General features: G+C 73.4%; 20 protein-coding genes. 4 read left to right on the top strand and 16 right to left on the bottom strand.

Annotated elements, in window-relative coordinates:
* Positions 1-30: 30 nt before the first annotated feature.
* Positions 31-246, top strand: a complete 216-nt coding sequence (locus ACGFYU_RS34965; protein WP_393831334.1) for a DUF1918 domain-containing protein — start codon at positions 31-33, stop codon at positions 244-246.
* Here the strand turns inward: ACGFYU_RS34965 and ACGFYU_RS34970 are convergent, their stop codons facing one another.
* The gene (locus ACGFYU_RS34970; RefSeq protein WP_393831335.1) at positions 247-1,494 is read right to left on the bottom strand and encodes a glycoside hydrolase family 10 protein; all 1,248 of its coding nucleotides are present in this window, start codon (positions 1,492-1,494) and stop codon (positions 247-249) included.
* A gap of 139 nt (positions 1,495-1,633) precedes the next feature.
* Here ACGFYU_RS34970 and ACGFYU_RS34975 point away from each other — a divergent pair, with 139 nt between their 5' ends.
* On the top strand, positions 1,634-2,527 hold the full coding sequence (locus tag ACGFYU_RS34975; RefSeq protein ID WP_393831336.1) for a 3-hydroxybutyryl-CoA dehydrogenase: 894 nt from the start codon (positions 1,634-1,636) through the stop codon (positions 2,525-2,527).
* 3 nt (positions 2,528-2,530) lie between these two features.
* On the opposite strand, the gene ACGFYU_RS34980 is transcribed toward ACGFYU_RS34975, so the two are convergent.
* From ACGFYU_RS34980 to infC, 10 genes are all read right to left on the bottom strand, one after another.
* The gene (locus tag ACGFYU_RS34980) at positions 2,531-3,052 is read right to left on the bottom strand and encodes an NUDIX hydrolase (RefSeq protein WP_393831371.1); all 522 of its coding nucleotides are present in this window, start codon (positions 3,050-3,052) and stop codon (positions 2,531-2,533) included.
* Between the two features lie 62 nt (positions 3,053-3,114).
* A complete protein-coding gene (locus tag ACGFYU_RS34985; protein WP_393831337.1) occupies positions 3,115-4,455 on the bottom strand; it encodes a transcriptional regulator in 1,341 nt (446 codons plus the stop codon).
* Positions 4,456-4,753: 298 nt separating this feature from the next.
* Positions 4,754-6,073, bottom strand: coding sequence for a SpoIIE family protein phosphatase (locus ACGFYU_RS34990; protein ID WP_393831338.1), 1,320 nt, complete (start codon positions 6,071-6,073; stop codon positions 4,754-4,756).
* 139 nt (positions 6,074-6,212) lie between these two features.
* Positions 6,213-8,741 carry a phenylalanine--tRNA ligase subunit beta gene (gene pheT, locus ACGFYU_RS34995; protein ID WP_393831339.1) on the bottom strand — a complete coding sequence of 843 codons (2,529 nt, stop codon included), beginning with the start codon at positions 8,739-8,741 and terminating at the stop codon, positions 6,213-6,215.
* Positions 8,741-9,868, bottom strand: a complete 1,128-nt coding sequence (gene pheS, locus ACGFYU_RS35000) for a phenylalanine--tRNA ligase subunit alpha (protein ID WP_393831340.1) — start codon at positions 9,866-9,868, stop codon at positions 8,741-8,743. Before pheS ends, pheT begins: the two co-directional genes overlap by 1 nt.
* A 142-nt stretch (positions 9,869-10,010) precedes the next feature.
* Positions 10,011-11,108, bottom strand: coding sequence for an ATP-binding protein (locus ACGFYU_RS35005; protein ID WP_393831372.1), 1,098 nt, complete (start codon positions 11,106-11,108; stop codon positions 10,011-10,013).
* Between the two features lie 481 nt (positions 11,109-11,589).
* Complete coding sequence (locus ACGFYU_RS35010; RefSeq protein WP_393831341.1) at positions 11,590-12,450, bottom strand: TrmH family RNA methyltransferase; 861 nt, start codon at positions 12,448-12,450, stop codon at positions 11,590-11,592.
* A gap of 114 nt (positions 12,451-12,564) precedes the next feature.
* Entirely contained in the window at positions 12,565-12,951 is a 387-nt protein-coding gene (gene rplT, locus ACGFYU_RS35015) for a 50S ribosomal protein L20 (protein ID WP_007263143.1), read from the bottom strand.
* A gap of 104 nt (positions 12,952-13,055) precedes the next feature.
* The gene (gene rpmI, locus ACGFYU_RS35020; protein ID WP_069919538.1) at positions 13,056-13,250 is read right to left on the bottom strand and encodes a 50S ribosomal protein L35; all 195 of its coding nucleotides are present in this window, start codon (positions 13,248-13,250) and stop codon (positions 13,056-13,058) included.
* 105 nt (positions 13,251-13,355) lie between these two features.
* Entirely contained in the window at positions 13,356-14,069 is a 714-nt protein-coding gene (gene infC, locus ACGFYU_RS35025; RefSeq protein ID WP_393831342.1) for a translation initiation factor IF-3, read from the bottom strand.
* Between the two features lie 351 nt (positions 14,070-14,420).
* Here infC and ACGFYU_RS35030 point away from each other — a divergent pair, with 351 nt between their 5' ends.
* The gene (locus tag ACGFYU_RS35030) at positions 14,421-14,798 is read left to right on the top strand and encodes a DUF1844 domain-containing protein (RefSeq protein ID WP_393831343.1); all 378 of its coding nucleotides are present in this window, start codon (positions 14,421-14,423) and stop codon (positions 14,796-14,798) included.
* A gap of 80 nt (positions 14,799-14,878) precedes the next feature.
* On the opposite strand, the gene ACGFYU_RS35035 is transcribed toward ACGFYU_RS35030, so the two are convergent.
* The 3 genes from ACGFYU_RS35035 to ACGFYU_RS35045 are packed head-to-tail and all read right to left on the bottom strand — an operon-like array spanning position 14,879 to position 17,667.
* A complete protein-coding gene (locus tag ACGFYU_RS35035; RefSeq protein WP_393831344.1) occupies positions 14,879-15,619 on the bottom strand; it encodes an SseB family protein in 741 nt (246 codons plus the stop codon).
* A gap of 21 nt (positions 15,620-15,640) precedes the next feature.
* A complete protein-coding gene (mycP, locus tag ACGFYU_RS35040; protein WP_393831345.1) occupies positions 15,641-16,861 on the bottom strand; it encodes a type VII secretion-associated serine protease mycosin in 1,221 nt (406 codons plus the stop codon).
* On the bottom strand, positions 16,858-17,667 hold the full coding sequence (locus tag ACGFYU_RS35045) for a hypothetical protein (protein ID WP_393831346.1): 810 nt from the start codon (positions 17,665-17,667) through the stop codon (positions 16,858-16,860). The genes mycP and ACGFYU_RS35045 overlap by 4 nt, the downstream gene beginning before the upstream one ends.
* A gap of 835 nt (positions 17,668-18,502) precedes the next feature.
* Here ACGFYU_RS35045 and ACGFYU_RS35050 point away from each other — a divergent pair.
* Positions 18,503-19,705: an amino acid deaminase/aldolase gene (locus ACGFYU_RS35050; protein ID WP_393831347.1), complete on the top strand. Its 1,203-nt coding sequence runs from the start codon at positions 18,503-18,505 to the stop codon at positions 19,703-19,705.
* On the opposite strand, the gene ACGFYU_RS35055 is transcribed toward ACGFYU_RS35050, so the two are convergent.
* Together ACGFYU_RS35055 and ACGFYU_RS35060 are read right to left on the bottom strand one after the other, a co-directional pair.
* Positions 19,702-20,997, bottom strand: a complete 1,296-nt coding sequence (locus tag ACGFYU_RS35055; protein WP_393831348.1) for a haloacid dehalogenase-like hydrolase — start codon at positions 20,995-20,997, stop codon at positions 19,702-19,704. The genes ACGFYU_RS35050 and ACGFYU_RS35055 overlap by 4 nt on opposite strands.
* A gap of 131 nt (positions 20,998-21,128) precedes the next feature.
* Entirely contained in the window at positions 21,129-21,914 is a 786-nt protein-coding gene (locus ACGFYU_RS35060; protein WP_393831349.1) for a 3-oxoacyl-ACP reductase, read from the bottom strand.
* Between the last annotated feature and the right edge of the window lie 3 nt (positions 21,915-21,917).

Genomic DNA, 21,917 nt, shown 5'->3' on the forward strand with positions numbered 1-21,917 from the left:
CGGATCGGACCGCCACCGAGGAGGTCGGACATGCGCGCAACCGAGGGCGACCAGCTGGTGCAGCACGGCAGAGTCGTGGGCCAGCACGACAGGGTGGGCGAGATCGTCGAGGTGCTGGGCGAGAACGGCGCGCCCCCGTACCGGGTGCACTTCCCGGACGGGCACGATGCCGTGATGTCACCCGGCCCCGACTGCGTCGTACGTCATCCGGCCGAACCCGAGGCCAAGCCCCAGACCTGGCGCTGATCAGCGCGGGGGCACCGCCGTCGGGTAGTGGTCGGCGACGACCCTGGCCATCGCACCGTTGGGGTCCGCGGCCACCTGCTTCGCGGAGAAGTAGGAATGGCCGCGGACCTCCGGGTACCGGCGGGCCAGGCTCACGTGCCGCGACAGCTCCGCCGGGTCGCGCCAGGCCGCGGTCGGGCTGTCCGCGTCGCAGCGGTACAGCGCCTCCCCCACGTACAGCTCCACGCCCGTGCCCGCGACCGTCCGCGCCCACCACGGGACGATGTCGGCGTAGTCGGCGGTCGGGTGCCCGATCTGCCAGTAGGCCTGCGGCACGACGTAGTCGATCCAGCCCTGGGTGACCCACTTGCGGGTGTCCGCGTACAGGTCGTCGTAGGTTCCCAGGCCCGCCCGCGTGGGCGAACCGGTCGGGTCCTTGTCGGAGTTGCGCCAGACCGCGAACGGGCTCACCCCGAAGCGGGCCGCGGGCCGGGCCTTGCACAGCCGCTCCGACATCTCGCGGACCAGGGTGTCGGTGTTGTGGCGGCGCCAGTCCCCGCGGCTGTCGAAATCGGCCCCGTACTCCTCGTAGGCCCCGTCGTCGTCGAAGTACTCGCCCTCCACCGGGTACGGGTAGAAGTAGTCGTCCCAGTGCACCCCGTCCACCGCGTAGCGGGTGATGGCGTCGAACATGGCGTCCTGGACGAAGAGCCGGACCTCGGGCAGACCGGGGTTGTAGAAGAGCTTCCCGCCGTACTCGACGGTCCACTCGGGGTTGCGCCGGGCCGGGTGCCCGGGCGCCAGCAGGTCGAGGTCGGTGTGGTTGGCCACCCGGTACGGGTTGAACCAGGCGTGCAGCTCCAGCCCGCGGGCGTGCGCTTCGGTGACGGCCGTGCCCAGCGGGTCCCAGCCGGGATCCACCCCCTGCTCCCCGGTCAGCCACTGCGACCAGGGCTCCAGCTTCGAGGGCCACAGCGCGTCGGCCGCGGGCCTGACCTGGAGGATCACGACGTTGAGCCGGCGCCGTACCGCGCTGTCGAGGAGGCCGAGCAGCTCCGCGCGCTGCTCCTGCGCCGACAGCCCGCTCTCGGACGGCCAGTCGACATTCGACACGGTGGCGATCCACATCCCCCGGAATTCGGCGGCCGCCGCCTTCCGGGAGGGGCCCGGCCGCTGCGTCGCCCTCGCCGTTCCCGCGCCCCCCGCCGTGACCGCGGCCAGCGCTCCCGCGGCCCCCGCCAGCAGCCCACGCCGTCCGATGTACGCCATGTGATCACTCCCTCTCTCTCCGTGACACATCTCCGCAAGTTGACAGCATGCCCGCCCCGGCCGGCCGCGGGGGTCAAGCTCGGGGGTAACGTCGGGGGGCGTGGCGGGCGCCGGAATCGCACGGGGGACCCGCCGACGGATGAGCAGCGAAAGGCACGAAGTGACTGACCTCCCTTCCGACATCACCCGAGTCGGCGTAGTGGGCTGTGGCCAGATGGGTGCGGGCATCGCCGAGGTGTGCGCTCGCAGCGGCCTTGAGGTGAAGGTCGCCGAGACCACGGGCGAGGCCCTGGAGATCGGACGCACCCGGCTGCACAACTCCCTGACGAAGGCCGCCGAACGCGGCAAGATCACGGAGGAGGAGCGGGACGCCACCCTGGCCCGCCTCAGCTTCACCACCGACCTCGGCGAGTTCGCCGACCGCGACCTCGTCATCGAGGCCGTCGTCGAGAACGAGCAGGTCAAGACGGAGATCTTCCAGGTCCTGGACCAGGTGATCACCCGCCCGGACGCGATCCTCGCCTCCAACACCTCCTCGATCCCGCTGGTCAAGCTGGCCGTCGCGACCTCGCGGCCCGACCAGGTCATCGGCATCCACTTCTTCAACCCGGCCCCGGTGCAGAAGCTCGTCGAGCTGATCCCCGCGCTGACGACCGGCGACGAGACGGTCAAGCGCGCGGAGGCCCTGGTGCGGGACGTGCTGGGCAAGCACGCGGTCCGCGCCCAGGACCGTTCCGGCTTCGTCGTCAACGCGCTCCTCGTCCCGTACCTGCTCTCCGCGATCCGGATGTTCGAGTCGGGCATCGCGAGCCGCGAGGACATCGACAACGGCATGGAGCTGGGCTGCGCCCACCCCATGGGCCCGCTGAAGCTGTCGGACCTGATCGGCCTGGACACGATCGTCTCGATCGCCGATTCGATGTACGCCGAGTACAAGGAGCCCCTGTACGCCGCTCCCCCGCTGCTCCAGCGGATGGTCGACGCGGGCCGCCTCGGCCGCAAGACGGGCTCTGGCTTCTACCCGTACGGCTGACCCCTACCCGAGCCGCAGGTGATGCAGCAGGAGCAGCCCGGCCGCCATGTTCGCGGCCGGGATCTCCCCGCGCGCGATCATGTCCGGCACGAGTTTCAGCGGGACCCATTCCCGGCGTGAGGACTCGAAATCGTCCTCCGGGTGACCGATCCAGGTGGCCCCGTCCGCCCAGTAGAGGTGGTGGCGGGCGTCGGTCAGCCCGTTGGAGGGCTCGACGGTCATCAGGTGGTGGAGCGGGCCGGGCCGCCAGCCCGACTCCTCCTCCATCTCCCGCGCGGCGGCCGTCTCGACGGACTCCCCGTCCTCGACGACCCCGGCGGGCAGTTCCCAGCCCCAGCTGCCGGTGATGAAGCGGTGCCGCCACAGCAGCAGCACCTCGTTGGCCTCGTTGACGGCCGTGGCGACGGCGACCGGGCGCAGCCGGATCACGAAGTGGTCCAGGTGCCGGCCGTCGGGGAGTTCCACGTCGGCGAGATTCACATCGAACCAGCGGTTCTTGTACACAGTCTGCTCACTCAGGTTCATCCACTGCACGGCTGTGCCACCTTCCGATCGGGTTGGTGGCAACATGGCAGCAGTTCGAGCCGTCACAGGGGAACGCGCAATGCCCCGTCGATGAGCCGGGCGGTCTCCTCCGCACCCGAACAACCGCTGGTCAGCAGCTGTTCGCGGACCGCCCGCAACCGGTCGCGCAGGCGCAGCGACTCCATCCCCTTGGCCCGCTCGGCCATTTCGGCCGCTGCCGCCACCGCCCGGTCCGCCTCGCCCTGGCGCAGCTGGATCTCGCACAGCATCGCCAGGCGGTGCACCCGGCCGCGGTCGTGCGCGGGCGTGCCGACGGCGGCCGTCGCCTGCTCGTGGGCCGCCGCGAGGTCCCCCAGGCTGAGCAGCGCCTCGGCGACCTGGACGTTGACCAGCCCGGGCTGTACGTAGCCGGTCTCGTCCGGCTCGGTGCCGGGGTGGATCCGCGCGGCCGCCTCCTCCGCATGCCGGATGCAGGTCAACGCGGCCCGGGTGTCTCCGAGTTGGGCGTACGCCTTGGCCTGCATGGCGTAGAGGTCGGCGGCCAGGGCCGGAGTGGTGTGCCGGCCGGCGGCCCGCAGCGCGGCCTCGGCGAAGGCGACGGCCTGGCGGTACTCGCGCAGGTGCAGGGACTGGTTGACGATGAGCGCGATGACGTACGCCCCGAGCCCGCGGTCGCCGCTCGCCTTGGCCAGCCGCAGGGCCTGGTGGAAGTAGCGCTGGGCGAGCCCGTGGGCGTCCGAGTCGTACGCGCAGATCCCCGCCACCGCCACGAGGGACCCGGTGGCCCGGTGCAGCCGGCGGCCGAGTTCGTCGGGGTAGCTCCCGCGCAGCATGGGGGCCGTCTCGCTGCCGAGGAAGCGCACGATCCGGTCCCGGGTGGCCACCCCGCCGGCCCGCCGGTACATCAGCTCGTAGTGGGCGCGGGCGGCCCGCAGGATCTCGATGTGCTCGGGCCCGATCCGGTCCGGGCCGTCCCGGGACACGTCGACGTCCTCGGGCGGGTTCTCCCACTCCCAGACCGGGATGACGGCGGGCGTCCCGGTGACCGCCTGCGCGGTGAGCAGCCGGTGCCGGGCCTGCCCGTCCGAGCGCCACAGGGCGGCGGCCCGGTCCACGAAACCGCTGAGCGGGGAGGCCTGCGGGGACGCCGGCAGGCCGGGCACGCCGAGCCCGATGTCGTCCAGGCCCAGGGGCCGCCGCAACCGGCCGCCGAGCACCTCGCAGATCAGGTCGGGGACCTGGCCACGCGGGCGCTGGCCCTTCAACCACCGGGCGACGGCGGTGTGTTCGTAGCGCAGGGCGAGTCCGCGGGTGCGGCCCGCCTGGTTCACGTACGCGGCGAGTCCGGCGTGTGACATGCCCGCCTCGGCGAGGAGGGCGTCGAGCAGGACATTGGGCTGCATGGGCCGCTCCAAGGGCTCGTCGGTCTCAGGCTAATGGGTGCGCGGTTCACACGGGGTGTGAACCAAGTACGCGCATAAATGCGATACGCACTCTGCCGCCGGGGACCCCGCGAGCGCTTCACTTAAGGGCCTCGCCAAGAGGCAGCTCGGGTCGTCGGCTCCCCCTCGTACAGTGCGACGACCCGTCACCGCGCCGCCCGTTCTGCTGTCTGCCCGACACTCCACGGCAGGCGGGCGGCGTGTTCCGGCTCCGCCGGGGCCCGGTTGGTCGCCGGGCCCCGCGGGGCCGGCCTGTCGGTCAGGACCGGTCGTCGCGCAGCACCAGCAGGGCGACGTCGTCGGCGAGCCGCCCTCCGGTGTGCCGGAGCAGCGCGGCGTGCACGCCCGCCACCAGCCGCGCGGGCGTTCGCGGGGCCTCTGCGAGGACGCTCCGCAGGGGGAAGAACGCACCGGCGGCGTCGCGGGCCTCCTCGGCGCCGTCGGTGTGCAGGAACAGGGTCTCCCCGGGGCGCAGTTCCCCGACGCGGTCGGGCCCGGCGTCCGCCGGTACGGGCAGCACCCCGAGCGGGGGCAGTGTCTCGCCGTCCAGCGCCTGCACGTGCGTGGGCCGCTGCGCGGGGTCGCTTCCCCCACCCCGCCCCTTCCCGAAACCGTGGGCTCCGCCCCCGGACCCCCGCGCCTCAAACGCCGGCGAGGCTGTTCCGTGCGGCGCCGTTGCGGGGGCTCCGCCCCCGAGCCCCCGCGCCTCAAACGCCGGCGAGGCTGAATTTGCCTCCAGCGGGGCTGACACGGCCGCTGCACGGCAATCACGCCCGCCCGGCGGAACTGTTGAGCGCAGCTCAGCCAAATCCAGCCCCGCCGGCGTTTGAGGCGCCGCCGGAGGCAAAACCAGCCCCTCCGGCGTTTGAGGAGCGAGGTCTGGGGCGGGGCCCCAGCTGCGCGGAGCGCAGTCCTCGGCGGGCGCCGAGGGACGCAACAGGTACGGCCAGGGGTGGCCGCAGTTCAGGGCCAGCAGGGTGCCGTCCGGGGCGATCTCAAGGAGGAGGACCGTGACGAACTCCTCCGCCGCGGGCGACTCCGGTTCGGCCGGACAAGCCGACGGGTGCTCGGACCGGGCTCGGTCGCGGACGTGGCGGCCCAGCGCCCGTTCCATCCGCCGCAGCACCTCGCCGAGGCCCGCCTCGTCGTACGCCGCTTCGCGGAACGCCCCGAGGACCGCCGCCGCCGCGCCCAGCGCCGGCAGCCCGTGGCCCCGTACGTCCCCGATGACCACCCGCACCCCGTACACCGTAGGCACGGCCTCGTACAGGTCCCCGCCCACCACCGCACCCCGGCTCGCGGACAGCTGCGCCGCCGCCAGCGTCAGGCCGTCGATACGCCCCGGCAGCGGCCGCAGCAGCGCCCGCTGCGCCGCGCCCGCGATCTCCTGCGAGCGGCGCAGCTCCGCCACGAGCCCCCGCCGGATGTGCAGCGCGCAGCCCGTCGCCAACAGCAGGAACGCCGCGCACGTGGCCAGACTCGGCACCAGCTGCCCGGGGGTGGCCAGCTCCCAGGACACCGCGGCGCCGCCCCACGCGAAGACGCACACCCGGCGCACCTGGGGCATCTCCCCGATCATCGCGGTCTCCCCTCGGCCGCAACGATTGTGCCGACGACCCGGCGCCCCGGACACGGGTCGCCGGCCTTCTCACCCGAATGAGTGAGGGGCGCACCCGGTAGTCCGGACGCGCCCCTCAACTGGCCTTACTCAGGTGCGGCTACGCGCCCCGGAGCACCGCCCCGGTCCGCTCGGCGGCCAGGGCCACCGCCGCGTCGCGCGCGGCCGTGGACTCCTCGGCGGTCAGCGTGCGGTCCGCCGCGCGGAAGCGCAGCGCGTACGCCAGGGACTTCTTGCCCTCGCCGACCTGCTCGCCGGTGAACACGTCGAACAGCCGCAGCGATTCGAGGAGTTCGCCCGCGCCCTTGCGCAGCGCCGCCTCGACGGAAGCCGCCGGGACCGACGCGTCCACGATCAGCGCGACGTCCTGGGTCGCCACCGGGAAGGAGGAGATCCGGGGCGCCTGGAGGGCCTCGCCGCCGGCCGCCGCGAGGCGGTCCAGGTCGAGCTCCATCGCGCTGGTGCGGGCCGGCAGGCCCAGCGCCTTGACCACGCGGGGGTGCAGCTCACCGGCGTGGCCGATGACCTGCTCGACACCGTCGATGGTGACGACCAGCTCGGCACAGCGGCCCGGGTGCCAGGGGCCGTACTGGCCCTGGCGCACCACGAGCTCCGTACCGGCCTCGACGGCCAGCGAGCGGGCCGCCTCGACGGCGTCCGCCCAGTCGGCCGGGCGGCCCTTGCCCCACCAGCCGGCCTGCTCGCGCGCACCGGCCAGCACGACCGCGGCGTACCGCGGCTGCGCGGGCAGGGCCGCGTTCAGGGTGGCGATCTCCTCGTCCGTCGGACGCCGGTCGACGGGCAGCCGTACGGCGACGCCCGGCTGCGCGGCGGCCCGGAAGACCGACCCGGTCTCGAAGAGCGCGAGGTCGTGGCTGCCCCGGCTGTCGTTGCGGCGCAGCGCGCCGAGCAGACCCGGCAGCAGCGTGGTGCGCAGCGCCGGCTCCTCGTCGGAGAGCGGGTTGACGAGCTTGACGACCTGGCGGCTCGCGTCGTGCGCGGGCAGTTGGAGCTGGTCGAAGACGCCCTCGCCGATGAACGGGTAGCTGAGCGCCTCGACGTAGCCGGCGCCGGCCAGGGCGCGGCCGACGCGGCGGTGCAGCTGCTGGCGCGGGGTCAGGCCGCGGCCGGAGGGCACCTGCGGGAGGGTCGACGGGAGGTTCCCGTAGCCCTCCAGCCGGATGACCTCTTCGGCGAGGTCGTTGGGCGCGGCGAGGTCGGGCCGCCACGAGGGGACGGTGACGACGAGCTCGTCCTGCCCGTAGACGTCGCAGCCGATCTCCTGGAGGCGGCGGACGACGGTCTCGCGGCCGTACTCCATGCCCGCGACCCGGTCGGGGTGGTCCGCGGCCATCGCGATGGTGCGCGGGGCGCCCGGGGCGACGACCTCGGTGACGCCGGCCTCGGCGGTGCCGCCCGCGAGGAGCACGAGCAGGTCGACGGTCCGCTGCGCGGCCGCGGCGGCGGCCTGCGGGTCGACGCCCCGCTCGAAGCGCTTGGAGGCCTCGGAGGAGAGCTTCAGGCGGCGGGCGGTGCGCGAGATCGACACGGAGTCGAAGTGCGCGGCCTCGATGACCACGTCGGTGGTCCCGGTGACGACGCCCGTCTCGGGGTCGGTGACGGGGTCGGCGATCTCGGTGTTGGCGCCGCCCATGACACCGGCGAGCCCGATCGGGCCGCTGTCGTCGATGATCACCAGGTCCTCGGCGTCGAGCGTGCGCTTGACCCCGTCGAGGGTGGTGAACTTCTCGCCCTGCTCGGCACGGCGGACACCGATGGCGCCGTCGATGCTGGAGCGGTCGTAGGCGTGCAGCGGCTGGCCCAGTTCGAGCATCACGTAGTTGGTGATGTCGACGGCGAGCGAGATCGGGCGCATGCCGGCCTTCTGGAGGCGGCGGGTGAGCCAGATCGGGGAGCGCGCGTCGGGGTCGAGCCCGGTCACCGTGCGGGCGGTGAAGCGGTCGCAGCCGGCCGGGTCGTCGATCTTGACCGGGTAGCCGTACGAGTTGGGCGCGGGCACGTCGAGCAGCGCCGGGTCGCGCAGCGGCAGGCCGTAGGCGGTCGCGGCCTCGCGGGCGACACCGCGCATGGACATGCAGTAGCCGCGGTCCGGGGTGATGTCGATGTCGAGGACCTCGTCGACGAGCTGGAGCAGCTCGATCGCGTCGGTGCCGACCTCGTGCTCCGGCGGCAGCACGATGATGCCGTGCGTGCCGTCGTCGCCCATGCCCAGCTCTTCGCCGGAGCAGATCATGCCGTGCGAGGTCCTGCCGTACGTCTTGCGCGAGGCGATCGCGAAGTCGCCGGGCAGGACGGCGCCGGGCAGGACCACGACGACCTTGTCGCCGACGGAGAAGTTCCGGGCGCCGCAGACGATCTCCTGCGGCTCGCCGGTGCCGTTGGCCTGGCCGACGTCGACCGTGCAGAAACGGATCGGCTTGCGGAAGCCCTCGAGCTCCTCGATGGTCAGCACCTGGCCGACGACGAGCGGGCCCTTCAGCCCGCCGCCGAGCTGCTCGACGGTCTCGACCTCGAGGCCGGCGTCGACGAGCTTGGCCGCCACGTCGCGACCGGTTTCACCCGCGGGGAGGTCGACGTACTCCCGCAGCCAAGAAAGCGGGACCCGCATCAGATCTCCATCCCGAACGGCCGGGTGAAACGGACGTCACCCTCGACCATGTCTCGCATGTCTTCAACGTTGTGGCGGAACATCAGCATCCGCTCGATGCCGAAACCGAAGGCGAACCCGCTGTACTTCTCGGGGTCCACGCCGCAGGCGACGAGCACCTTGGGGTTGACCATGCCGCAGCCGCCCAGCTCGATCCAGCCCTCGCTGGAACAGGTACGGCACGGGCGGTCGGGGTTGCCCACCGACTCGCCGCGGCACACGTAGCACTGCATGTCCATCTCGGCGGACGGCTCGGTGAAGGGGAAGAAGTGCGGGCGCAGGCGCGTGGTGGTGCCCTCGCCGAACAGCTCCTGGACCATGTGGTCCATGGTGCCCTTGAGGTCCGCCATGGTCAGGCCCTCGTCCACGGCGAGCAGCTCGACCTGGTGGAAGACCGGGGTGTGCGTCGCGTCGAGCTCGTCGGTGCGGTACACGCGGCCGGGGCAGACGATGTAGACGGGCGGCTTGCGCTCCAGCAGCGAGCGCGCCTGCACCGGGGAGGTGTGGGTGCGCAGCACGACGCCGGACTCGTCGCCCTCGGTGCCTTCCGGCCCCCGGACGAAGAAGGTGTCCTGCATCTGGCGCGCCGGGTGGTCGGGCGTGAAGTTGAGGGCGTCGAAGTTGAACCACTCCGCCTCGACCTCGGGGCCCTCCGCGACCTCGTAGCCCATGGCCACGAAGATGTCCGCGATGCGGTCCATCAGCGTGGTCAGCGGGTGCCGGGCGCCGGCGGGGGTGCGGTCGTGGGGCAGCGTGACGTCCACGGCCTCCTCGACCAGCACCCGCTCGTCGCGCTCCGCCTCGAGCTCGACCGTGCGGGCCCCGAAGGCCTTGTTCACGGCGCCGCGGGCCTGGCCCACGCGCTTGCCCGCCTCGGCCTTGGCCTGCGGGGGCAGCGCGCCGATCTCGCGGTTGGCGAGCGCCAGGGGCGAGCGGTCGCCCATGTGCGCGGTCTTCGCCTCACGCAGCGCGTCGAGGTCGCCGGCGGACGCGAAGGCGGCGAGCGCCTCGTCCCGCATGCGCTCGATCTCTTCCGGTTTCAGTGCCTCGACCTCGACAGGGTCGTACGACTTGTTCGGTGCCGACATCTCTTCCCGTACTTCCGATGGCTGGCTGGTGGGTCCCCGTACGACTCGATCGGCACAAGGACACAAAGGTGCCAAAGGACGAGTCTAAAGGTCGCCGGGGGTGAAGGAGCCCGTGGGCCGCCTGGCGAGACGCTCCGCAGTGCTACTGCGTGAGGTAGGCCGGGGCGCTCACGGGCAGGATAAATCGGAACTCGGCGCCGCCGCCGGGGCCGCGGCCGACCGTGATGGTGCCGCCGTGGGCCTCCACGACGCCCTTGACGATGTAAAGGCCCAGGCCGGTGCCGCCGCGCTTGCTCCCCCGCCAGAAGCGGGTGAAGACGCGTGCCATCGACTCCTCGGGGATCCCGGGGCCTTCGTCGGTCACGGTGACGGCGGTTCCCTTCTCATGCGGCGATACGTCGATGGTGACCGTTCCGTCTCCGTGGCGCACCGCATTTTCGAGGAGGTTGCCGAGAATCTGGTCGATCTTGTCCGGATCGGCCCACAGGTCGGGAAGCGGGCGGCTCACTCGTACGAGGAACCGCTCGGGGGCCTGACCGTTCGCGGTGAGCGCCTGGACGTGGCGGCCGACGGCGGTGGCGATGTCGACGGGCTGGCGGCGCACCTCCAGCCGGCCGGAGTCGATGCGGGAGATGTCGAGGAGCTCGGCGATGAGGCGGGTGACGCGGTTGGCGTCGGCGTCGACCGTCTCCAGCATCAGCCGCTTCTGGTCATCGGTGAACCGCTCCCACTTGGCGAGCAGGGTCGCGGTGAAGCCCTTGACGGAGGTGAGCGGTGAGCGGAGCTCGTGCGCGACGGTGGCGATCAGCTCGGCGTGGCTGCGCTCGGTGCGGCGGCGGGCCTCGGTGCCGCGCAGGGTGATGACGAGGCGGCTCAGCGGGCCGGTGGGGTGGGTTCGGACGTAGCGGGCGGAGACCAGCACCTCGCGGCCACCGGGGAGCAGCAGGTTCCGCTCGGGCTGCCCGCGGCGGGTGGCGAGGCCGCCGTAGGGGTCGGTCAGCGTCCACCAGCGACGGCCGTCGAGGTCTTCGAGCGGCAGCGCGCGGTCGATCCGGGTGCCGAGCGCCTGTGCGGGGTCGGTGGCGGTCATCCGGGCCGCGGCCCGGTTGAAGCAGATGACGACCCCGGCGTGATCGGCGACGACGAGCCCGTCGGGCAGCTCGTCGGGATCGATCCCGAACCCCTCGCCTGCCGTGCCGCCTGCGGCGTCGCTCGCGTGTACCGGGCCGGTGCCGGTCACCTGCGGAGCCCTGCCGCCTGCGGCGTTGCCCGCGCGCGCCGGGCCGCGCGCGCCGACCGCACGCGGGGCGTCCCCTGTGTGCGGGCCGGTGGCGGCGTCCTGCGGACGGACGCCCGTACGGACCGGGCCGCTCGGGCTGCCTGCGGGCGGGGGGGCCGCGGCGCGCGGGCCGGTCGCCTGCGGAGCGACTCCGGCGGGGGCGGGGCGGGTTTCGACGCGTGCGGGCGCGGTGGGGGCCTGCCGCGGCGGTGCGGGGTGCCCGGCCGCGCCGTCCGCAGCCCTTGCGGCGGACGCCGACTGCGGCGGTACGGCGCGCAGGGCGGCGGCCTCGCCGGGGCGGCCGGGGCCGAGGGCCGCGCGGGTGTCCGGGAACTGCGCCTCGGCCGCGCCCCCGGCCCCTGGTGAGCTGTTCCTGCCGACGGTCATCTCCCCGTACCCCACATCTCCGGGTAGCGCAGTGGGCCCCCGGGCCGCCACATTACTAGCTGAGGGTCACAGAGCGGCACCCTCCGGGCGCCCGCTGTGCACGCGCGGACGCGTACAGGCACACCGCGGCGGCCGTCGCCAGGTTCAGGCTCTCCGCCTTGCCGTGGATCGGAACCCGTACGACGGCGTCCGCCAGCGCCCGGGTCTCCTCCGGCAGGCCCCAGGCCTCGTTGCCGAAGACCCATGCCGAGGGGCCGCCCATGGTGCCCGCGTCCAGCTCGGCGTCGAGGTCGTCCTCGCCGGCCCCGTCGGCCGCGAGGATCCGTACGCCCGCCGCCCGCAGCCCCTCGACGGCCTGCTCCACGGGGACGCCGACCGCGACCGGGAGGTGGAAGAGGGAGCCCACGGAGGCCCGTACGGACTTGGGGTTGTAGAGGTCCACGGAGGCGTCGGTGAGCACCACCGCGTCCGCGCCGGCGGCGTCCGCGCAGCGGAGCACCGTACCGGCGTTGCCGGGGTCGCGGACGTGCGCGAGGACGGCGACCAGCTTGGGACCGGCGGCGAGGATGTCCTCGAAGGGCGAGTCCAGGAAGTGGCAGACGCCGACGAGCCCCTGCGGGGTGACGGTCTGCGAGACCTCCGCCAGCACCTCGTCGGAGGCGTAGTGCACCCGGGCGCCCGCGGCCAGCGCGGCGTCGATGATCTCGGCGTAGCGCTCGGCGGCCTCGACGGTGGCGAACAGCTCGATCAGGGTCGACGCGCCGCCCGCGCCGCGGTGCTCGACGGCCTCGCGGACCGCCTGGGGGCCCTCGGCGATGAACCGGCGCTCCTTGGTGCGGAAATTGCGCCGCGCCAGTCGCCTGGCGGCGGCCACCCGCGGGGATCGGGGGGAGATCAGCTCGGCGGGGTGACCCATGGTGTCTGCGGTTCTCTCTCGGGGTTCCGGTGCTGGGGAAAGCACACGGACCCGCAGGCGAGAGGCCTGCGGGTCCGTGGGGGCCGACCTGCTGGACAGCGGGCCGGCTGAGCCTTACGCGGCAGCCTTGGGGGCGTTGACGTCGGCCGGGAGGGCCTTCTGCGCGACCTCGACGAGGGCGGCGAACGCGTTGGCGTCGTTGACGGCCAGCTCCGCGAGGATCTTGCGGTCCACCTCGATGTTGGCGGCCTTCAGACCCTGGATCAGGCGGTTGTACGTCATGCCGTTCTGGCGGGCAGCGGCGTTGATGCGCTGGATCCACAGCTGACGGAAGTCGCCCTTGCGCTTCTTGCGGTCGTTGAAGTTGTAGACCAGCGAGTGGGTGACCTGCTCCTTGGCCTTGCGGTACAGGCGCGAACGCTGACCGCGGTAGCCGGAGGCCGCCTCGAGGATCGCCCGGCGCTTCTTGTGGGCGTTTACTGCCCGCTTGACGCGTGCCACTTTTTAACTCCTTGTAGCGGGGCCGTGGTTGTCTTCACACGGCCCGAATTCGATGGGGTCCCGGTCTCGACGCTCATCCGCTCCCTGCGGGGGAGCGGAGAACATCACTTGCCGAGAAGCTTCTTGATCTTCGCGGCGTCGCCGGGGGCCATCTCCGCGTTGCCGGTCAGGCGGCGGGTGATGCGCGACGACTTGTGCTCGAGCAGGTGGCGCTTGCCGGCGCGCTCGCGGAGCACCTTGCCGGAGCCGGTGATCTTGAAGCGCTTCTTGGTACCGCTGTGCGTCTTGTTCTTCGGCATAGCGCCGTTATCTCCTCGTCGGTGGCGCCCCCACCGGTCCGGTTCGGGACCGGATGGCGGGAGCGTCATGTTGTGTCGGTGATTTCGAGACAGGCTGCCTCGGAATCAGGCCTCGGCGTTCGCCTCGTCGGCGGCGGCCTCGGTGACGTCGGCATCCTCGGTGGTCGTCGCCTCGGCGGCGGCGGTCTCCTCGGAAGGAGCCGCCTCGTCGGTGGCGGCGACACCCTGGCGCTCCGCCTTGCGGGCGGCCTGCGCCTCGCGGGCTTCGGCCATCGCCTCGGTCTTCTTCTTGTGCGGACCGAGGACCATGATCATGTTGCGGCCGTCCTGCTTCGGGTTCGACTCGATGAAGCCGAGCTCCTCGACGTCCGAAGCGAGACGCTGCAGCAGTCGGTAGCCGAGTTCCGGCCGGGACTGCTCGCGACCACGGAACATGATCGTGATCTTGACCTTGTCGCCCTGCTTGAGGAACCGAACGACGTGACCCTTCTTGGTGTCATAGTCGTGCGGGTCGATCTTCGGCCGGAGCTTCATTTCCTTGATGACCGTGTGCGCCTGGTTCTTGCGCGCCTCACGGGCCTTCATGGCCGACTCGTACTTGAACTTGCCGTAGTCCATGAGCTTGCAGACCGGCGGGCGTGCGGACGCCGCGACCTCGACCAGGTCGAGGTCGTACTCCTGCGCGAGCTCAAGCGCCTTCGCAAGCGGCACGATGCCGACCTGCTCGCCGCTGGGACCGACGAGTCGTACCTCGGGAACGCGAATCCGGTCGTTGATGCGGGGCTCGGTGCTGATGGATCCTCCTCGGTAGCACCACACGGCTGCCTGGCAGACAGTCGCTGACGTGTATTTCCGTCAGACCGACGGCGGGAGAATCAGAAAAGCCCCGCCGGGCACAGGCAGGGGCTCCAAAACAACCGGAGCACCGCCGCGTGCGAACCGCGGGGCGCAGCATCGGGCAGCTTTCCATCGTCCGTACGGAACGATGGATGCCGCCTGACCGGTGACCCGCCGCCCCGGAGGGTGGTCGGGTGGGAGATCGGAGCCTCCACTTGTGGGCCGGGGACATAGGTCTCCGGCCGGTCGTAGCCCAATATAGCATTCCGCGCCAGGGCCGCTCACCCGGTGCTCGGGTCGGGGGTCTGGCCCGCCCGGCTTATCGTGTTGAGCATGACTGACGCGACCCTCCCCACCGACGCCGCTGCCGACGAGGCCCCCGATTACGACGCCATGACCCGCGACATCGCGGACGTCCCCGCCGTCGAGGTGATCACCACGGTGGCCGTGCACCTGCTGAGCGCCGCGGCGGTCAACCTGGGCCTGGACAAGCCGGACTCCGAGTACAAGGACCTCGACGAGGCCCGCAAGCTGATCACGGCCCTGGCGGGCCTGGTCACCGCGAGCGCCACCGAGATCAGCTCCTTCCACGCCGCCCCGCTGCGCGACGGCCTGAAGTCGCTCCAGTTGGCCTTCCGCGAGGCCTCCGTGGTCCCGGACGAGCCGGGCCAGGGCCCGGGCGAGAAGTTCACCGGTCCCGTCTTCGCCTGATCCCCACCGCTCGCGCGAGAGGCTGCCGGGTACCTTCCCGGCAGCCTCTTCGTCGTTCGGTCGCCCGGCCGCCCGGCCGCTCAGCGGGAGAACAGTGCCTCGCCGGGCGGGGCCGGGGCCTCCGGCGGCAGCAGCGCCAGGTCCAGCCCGCGCACCAGCCGGGCCCGCAGGGTCTCGTCCGCGGCGAGGGCCTCGGCCACCCGGCGGGCCGCGGCCGGGGCCTGCTCGCCCGCGGCCAGCACGATCGCGAGGGTGCCGTCGGCGTCGGCGCTTCCCGGGCCCAGGTGGGCGCGGAGCACGGCCGGCTCCGCGGCCACCGCGGCCCGTACGGCTTCCCGTACGGCGGGATCGGCCAGCGGGCCCGCGTCCGTACGGCCCTCGGCGAGGGCGAGCAGCGCGGAGCCGGTCAGCTGGTAGGTGACGGGCCCTGCCAGGTCCAGGACCACGGTGTCGGCCTTCTCGTGCGCGGCGGCCGCCAGGGCCTGGTGCAGCGGGACCGCCACCGGCCGGGCCGCCGGGTCCCAGAGCGCGAGCGAGGCGATGGAGGTGAAGGCGGGCAGGGCCCGCCGGTCGCCCGCCCGCAGGGTCGGGACGGCCATGTCGCTGGTCTTCTCCCGCTTGAGGCCGGTCTCCGGGTCGGTCTCGACCTCGCCGAGCACGGCGACGACCGGGACCAGCAGGCGGGCGTCCTTGAGGGCGGCCAGCACCTGCGGCTCGTTCGCCCGGTCCTTCGACCACGCGGCCAGGGCCTCGCTCAGCCGCGGATCGGCCGAGCCGTCGTCGTCGGAGAAGCCGGGGTCGGGAATGTTCTTGTTCGCCATGTTCGCCACAGTTACCCGACCCTACTGTGCCGCGACGGGTCGGCCGCCCCGGGCCCGGGTGCCCCGGCGCGGGCGCCGGGCCAGTACGGCGGCCAGTACGAGCAGCACCGCGCCCGCGACCGCGGCCTCCGGGGCGCCCGGCCGGGCGTGGCGCTCGGGCGGGCGCGCCGGGTCGGGGCCGGGGCCGAAGTACGGCCGCTCGGCCGCGGCGGGCGCCGGTACGGCCGCCTCCGGCTGTACGGCCTCGGCCACCTGGAGGGCGGCGACGGGGTCCACCAGGCCGTGGCCGCGGGCGTCGTCGCGGCCGCCGGCGGGGCTGTCGGAGGCGGTGTCCTCCAGCAGCTTCTTGATCTGGGCCGGGGACAGGTCCGGGTGGGCGGCCTTGACGAGGGCCACGGCGCCGGAGACGAAGGCCGCGGCGGCGCTGGTGCCCCAGCCCTCGTAGTACGAGCGGTCGGGGTCGGCGATGACGATGTCGACGCCCGGGGCGCTGACGGTGGCGTACCAGTTCCGGGTGGAGAAGCGCGCCTTCCTGCCCTTGCGGTCGACGGCGGTGACGGCGATGACGCCGGGGTAGGCGGCCGGGTAGGAGACGCGGTCGCCCGCCTCGCCGCCGTTGCCCGCGGAGGCGACCACGACCACGCCCTTGGCGAGGGCGTACTGGACGGCCTCGTCCTCCCCCGCCTCGTGGTGGGCGGAGTCGCTGTCGTCGCCGAGGGACAGGTTGATCACGTCGGCGCCGTGGTCGGCGGCCCAGCGGATGCCCTCGGCGAGGGCGCCGCCCTTGCTGTCGCGGGCCTGGGCGCGGCCCGGGTCGCCCTCCTCCAGGATCACGCGGACCGGCAGGATCCGGGCCTGCGGGGCGACGCCGAGGACGCCCTGGCCGCGGCTGGAGCCGTGGCCGTGCCCGGCGATGATGCCGGCCATGGCGGTGCCGTGGCGGGCCCAGGCGCGGTCGCCGCGGCCGGCGCCCATGCCGACGAGGTCGGTGCCGTCGAGGACCTGGCCGGCGAGGTCGGGGTGGGAGGCGTCCACGCCGGTGTCGAGGACGGCGACGGTGACCCCGTCGCCGCGGGTGGTGCCCCAGGCCTCCTCCGCGCGCAGGGCCAGCAGGCCCCACTGGCGGTCGCGGATGGCATCGGCGGCCGCCGGGGGTGCGGCGGCGACGGCGAGGAGGGCGCCGGCGACCAGGGCGGCGGCGCCCTGCCCGAACGCCGACCGGCGGGGCCTGCGGGGCGTCATCTGGCCTCCGGGGTGGGCGTGGCGGGTGGTGCGGCGAGGAGGGCCAGGGCGGTGCCGATGCGGTCGGCGACCGCCTTGGCCTCGTGGCCGAGGCCCGCCTGGGCGACCGCGCCCGTGGCCTCCTTCTTCATCAGGTCCTCCGCGGGGCGGGGCGCGTCGAGGGGGCGGCCGTCGGCGAACGCGGAGACGGTGTAGACGACGACTGGGGCCTCGGCGCGTACGGAGGCGGTCCAGGCGGCGCGCTGGGCGTCGGCGAATCCGTAGGCGGGCGGGGCGGTGAGCCGGGCGGTGAGGGCGGCAGTCGCGGGGGCGTCGGCGGGGGTGAAGACCATGCCGACGGTGATCAGGGAGCTGCGGGTGGCGTCGGTGTAGGTGGCGCGGAGTACGCGGGTGCAGCCGGTGCCGGTGGATGCCAGGAGGCCCTGCCAGTCGGGCGGGAGGGCGGCGGGGCAGTCGGCGTCGGGGGCGAGCGCGATCCGGGTCCAGACGCGGTTGGAGCCGCCGGGGCCGGTCGCCTGGCCGGCGAGGACGGGCGGGAAGAGGCCGTCGACCGGGGCGGTGTGCCAGAGGGAGGCGGCCTTGCGGTAGACGGCGTCGGCGGGCAACGGGCGGTGGGCGGCACGCTGTTCGAGCCATGTGTCGATGCCGGCTCCGGTGAGGAGGCCGAGGCCGAGGAGCCCGCTGAGGACGGCGGCGACGACCCGCTTCGCCCTGACGGGCGGGGACGGGGACGGGCTCGGGGACGGGGTCGGCGGTGGCGGATCGGGCTCGCCGAGAACCGCGATCCGCGGTGTCGTCGTGGTCATCCGGCGGCTCCGCCCCCCGTTCCGTACGGCTGCCTGCCCGTACTCTACGGGGTCCCCGACCGGGGGCTGGGCCGATCCCCTGGCCGCGAGCCCGGCCGGTCCCCTGGCGGGGGTTCGCGGGCTCGGGGTCGATGCCCTGCCGCGAGCCCGGCCGGTCCCCTGGCGGGGGTTCGCGGGCTCGGGGTCGATGCCCTGCCGGGGGCTCGGCCGGTCCCCTGGCGGGGATTCGCGGACTCGGGGTCGACGCCCTGCCGGGGGCTCGGCCGGTCCCCTGGCGGGGATTCGCGGGCTCGGGGTCGATGCCCTGCCGGGGGCTCGGCCGGTCCCCTGGCGGGGGTTCGCGGGGCCGGGGCCGGGGCCGGGGTGGGGTGTCGTCCGGGACGGGCTTCGATGTTCGGCGCCCTGGGGTGGTTGTCTTGCGGGGCGGCGGCTTGCGCCGAATTCATCTCGTTTTAGTCCCGGCCAACACCCCACCCCGTCCCCGACCCCGACCCCGACCCCGGCCAGCTGCGTCGAGCCCCCGCAGCATCATCCAGCCCACCTGGCACCTTTCACCCCCGGCCGGCAACTCCAGCCCTCCGGCGTTTGAGGAGCGGGGCACGGGGCGGAGCCCCGGTCTTTGACCCGCACAGAGCCCAGCCACACCAGGCAACTTCAGCCCCTCCGGCGTTTGAGGAGCGGGGTACGGGGTGGAGCCCCGAATCCTTGACCCACACCCAACCCAGCGACGCCAGGCACATCCAGCCCCTCCGGCGTTTGAGGAGCGGGGTGCGGGGCGGAGCCCCGGGGTGGGCGGGGCCTACCCATCGGTAGCGCGGTCTGGCAAGCTCCCGCCATGAACTCCCCCGCCGCCGACCGCGCCCGGTACGACCGGGCGACCGCGCACCTCGAAGCGCCGCTGGCCATCGTGGATCTCGAGGCGTTCGACGCCAACGCCGACGACCTCGTGCGCCGGGCCGGCGGGAAGCCCGTGCGCGTCGCCAGCAAGTCCGTCCGGTGCCGTGCGCTCCTCGAACGGGTCCTCGCCCGGCCCGGGTTCGCCGGGATCATGTCGTACACCCTCGCCGAGTCGCTCTGGCTGGCCCGTTCCGGGTTCGAGGACGTGCTGCTCGCCTATCCCTCCGCCGACCGCGGCGGATTCGCCGAGCTGGCGGGAGATCCGAAGCTGGCCGCCGCCGTCACCGTCATGGTGGACGACGTGGCGCAGCTGGAGCTCATCGACCGGTCGCGGGACGGCGGCACCCAGGAGATCCGCGTCTGCCTGGAACTGGACACCGCGCTGCAGCTGTTCGGCGGCCGGGTGCGCATAGGGGCGCGGCGCTCGCCCTTGCGGGAGCCCTCGCAGCTGGCCGAGTTGGCCCGGACGGTCGCGGCCCGGCCGGGGTTCCGGGTGGTGGGGCTGATGGCGTACGAGGGGCACGTCGCCGGGGTCGGGGACGCGCTGGCCGGGCGGCCGGTGCGGTCGCGGATGATCCGGCTGATGCAGGGCGCGGCCCGCAAGGAGCTGGCGGCGCGGCGGGCCGAGGTGGTGCGGGCGGTGCGGGCGGTGGTGCCGGACCTGGAGTTCGTCAACGGCGGCGGGACCGGGAGCGTGGGCGAGACGGCCGCCGAGGAGGCGGTCACGGAGATCGCCGCCGGGTCCGGGCTGTACGTGCCGCGGCTGTTCGACAACTACACCTCGTTCCGGGGGCGTCCGGCCGCGCTGTTCGCGCAGCCCGTGGTCCGGCGGCCCGGCGTGGGCGTGGTCACCGTGCTCGGCGGCGGCTATCCGGCCTCGGGCGCGCCGGGCGCCGACCGGCTTCCGGTGCCGTACCTGCCGCAGGGGCTGCGCTACGACCCCCAGGAGGGCGCCGGCGAGGTGCAGACCCCGCTGCTCGGCAGCCCGGCCGACGATCTGCTGATCGGCGACCGGGTGTGGTTCCGCCACGCCAAGGCGGGTGAACTGTGCGAGCGATTTGATGTTCTGCACCTGGTCGAGGGCGATCGGGTGACGGCCACCGCCCCGACGTACCGGGGCGAGGGCCGCACCTTCCTCTAGAAGACCGTGTCCGTCTGGTCGGAGATGATGCTGGTGTCACCCCGGCGGACGGGGGCGGCGGTGCCGTCGTGGTCGACGTAGCCGGTCGTGGAGCACGGGTAGGGGTTGTTCTTCTGCTTTTTGGGCTCGATGAACATCGGGTTCACGATCCACTTGCCGTCGCTGTTGTCGTAGGCGCGGCACATCAGCTCGTTCTTGTTGCGGTTGACCACGAGGCGCAGGGTGGTGGCGTCGCGCAGGAACGAGATGTCGGTGTCCGAGTCGCCCGCGGCGAACACCTGGCGTCGGGCGGCCGGCTGGACCTTCTCGGCGGCGGCGCCTCGCACGCCGAAGATCTCCTTGTTGATCCAGCAGCGCTTGCCGTCGATGTACGTGATCATCGTGTCGGCGCCGTCCGCGACGGATCCGCAGCCCTGGAGGTGCGCGGTGTACGTGCCGCCCCGGGTCGTGGTGTTGCGGATGCCGATGACGTGGTCCGCCGCGATGTCGACGCCCTGGGCCCAGACCTCGACGACCGGCTGCGGTGAGGCGGAGCTGATCCAGACGTCGAAGCCGGCCTTCCGCAGGGCGTTGATCAGGTCCTGCTGCTGGTCGTAGTAGCGCACCCAGCCGGTGGCGGTGCCGGTGCCCACCTGCTGCTTGGTCCCGATGGGCGCGGCCAGGTTCTCGGTGCGGGCGGCGGCGGCGAAGCCGCGGATCTCGCGGGCGGTCCAGCCCTGCATCAGCTGGGGCAGCCAGGCGTACGCGGGCTCGATCGTGCGGCGGTCCCAGCCGGCGAAGGCAGCGGCTGCGGCCCGGGTGGCGCCGGTGCCGTAGACGGCGGCCAGTTCGTCGGCGCAGGCGGCGCCCTCGGGGGTGCCGGTGGGCAGCGGGCTGCCGGGGCGGGCGAGGGTGCCGCAGGCGTCGGCCAGGGCCCGGGCGGCGGCCGGGGTGAGGTAGCGGCTGGTGGTGGTCCAGTCGCCGCCGGCGGGCTGGCGGATCTTGCCGTTGCGCAGCAGCCAGTACATGGTGGCGTCGCCCACGTCGTTCTTGACGACGGTGTTGTCCCAGTCGAAGACGGCGACGGGCTTGGTGCGGCTCGGCCGGTACGGGTTGCACTTGCCGTACTGGTCGATGAGCTGCTGGAGCCGGGCCTGGTTGTCCCCGTACCAGCCGGCCTTCAGCTGCGGGGCCGTGCAGGGTGCGCCGGGGCGGGCCGCCTCGGCGGTGGGTGCGGTGGCCAGGAGGGCGCCGGCGGTTATCGCGGCGGCCGCGACGGCCTGGAGGCGCCGCGTGGTGCTTCGTGGGGTCACTGAGGTGAACGCTCCTTGCTGATGGAGATCGTCGCGGACGGTAGAGCACGACAGCCGGGCGTCGTGCGACGCCCGGCTGTCGGGAGGGTGGTGCTGGGGTGAACGTTTGGAGGGCCCGCCGGCGGAGCCGGCTACAGGGGCGTCACGTACGCGCCGGAGATGCCGCCGTCGACGAGGAAGTCGGTGGCGTTGATGAAGGAGGAGTCGTCGCTGGCGAGGAAGGCGACGGCGGCGGCGATCTCGGTGGGCTCGGCGAAGCGGCCCAGCGGGATGTGCACGAGCCGGCGGGCGGCGCGCTCGGGGTCCTTGGCGAACAGTTCCTGCAGGAGCGGGGTGTTGACGGGCCCCGGGCACAGGGCGTTGACGCGGATGCCCTCGCGGGCGAACTGGACGCCGAGCTCGCGGGACATGGCGAGGACGCCGCCCTTGGAGGCGGTGTAGGAGATCTGCGAGGTGGCGGCGCCCATGATGGCGACGAAGGAGGCGGTGTTGATGATCGAGCCGCGGCCCTGGCGCTGCATGTAGGGCAGGGCGGCCTTGCAGCAGAGGTAGACGGAGGTGAGGTTGACGTCCTGGACCCGCTTCCAGGCCTCCAGGCCGGTGGTGAGGATCGAGTCGTCGTCCGGGGGCGAGATGCCGGCGTTGTTGAAGGCGATGTCGACGGAGCCGTAGGTGTCGAAGGCGGTCTTGAAGAGGGCCTCGACCTCCTCCGGGCTGGTGACGTCGACCTTCACGAAGGTGCCGCCGACCTCTTCGGCGGCTGCCTTGCCGGCCGTCTCGTCGATGTCGCCGCAGACCACGTTGGCGCCTTCGGAGGCGAGGCGGCGGGCGGTGGCCAGGCCGATGCCGCTGCCGGCTCCGGTGATGACGGCGGTACGGCCGACGAGGCGGCGGCAGACGATCTCTTCGTTGGTCATGCT

This window comes from Streptomyces sp. NPDC048337, assembly GCF_043201175.1.
Taxonomy (GTDB): domain Bacteria; phylum Actinomycetota; class Actinomycetes; order Streptomycetales; family Streptomycetaceae; genus Streptomyces.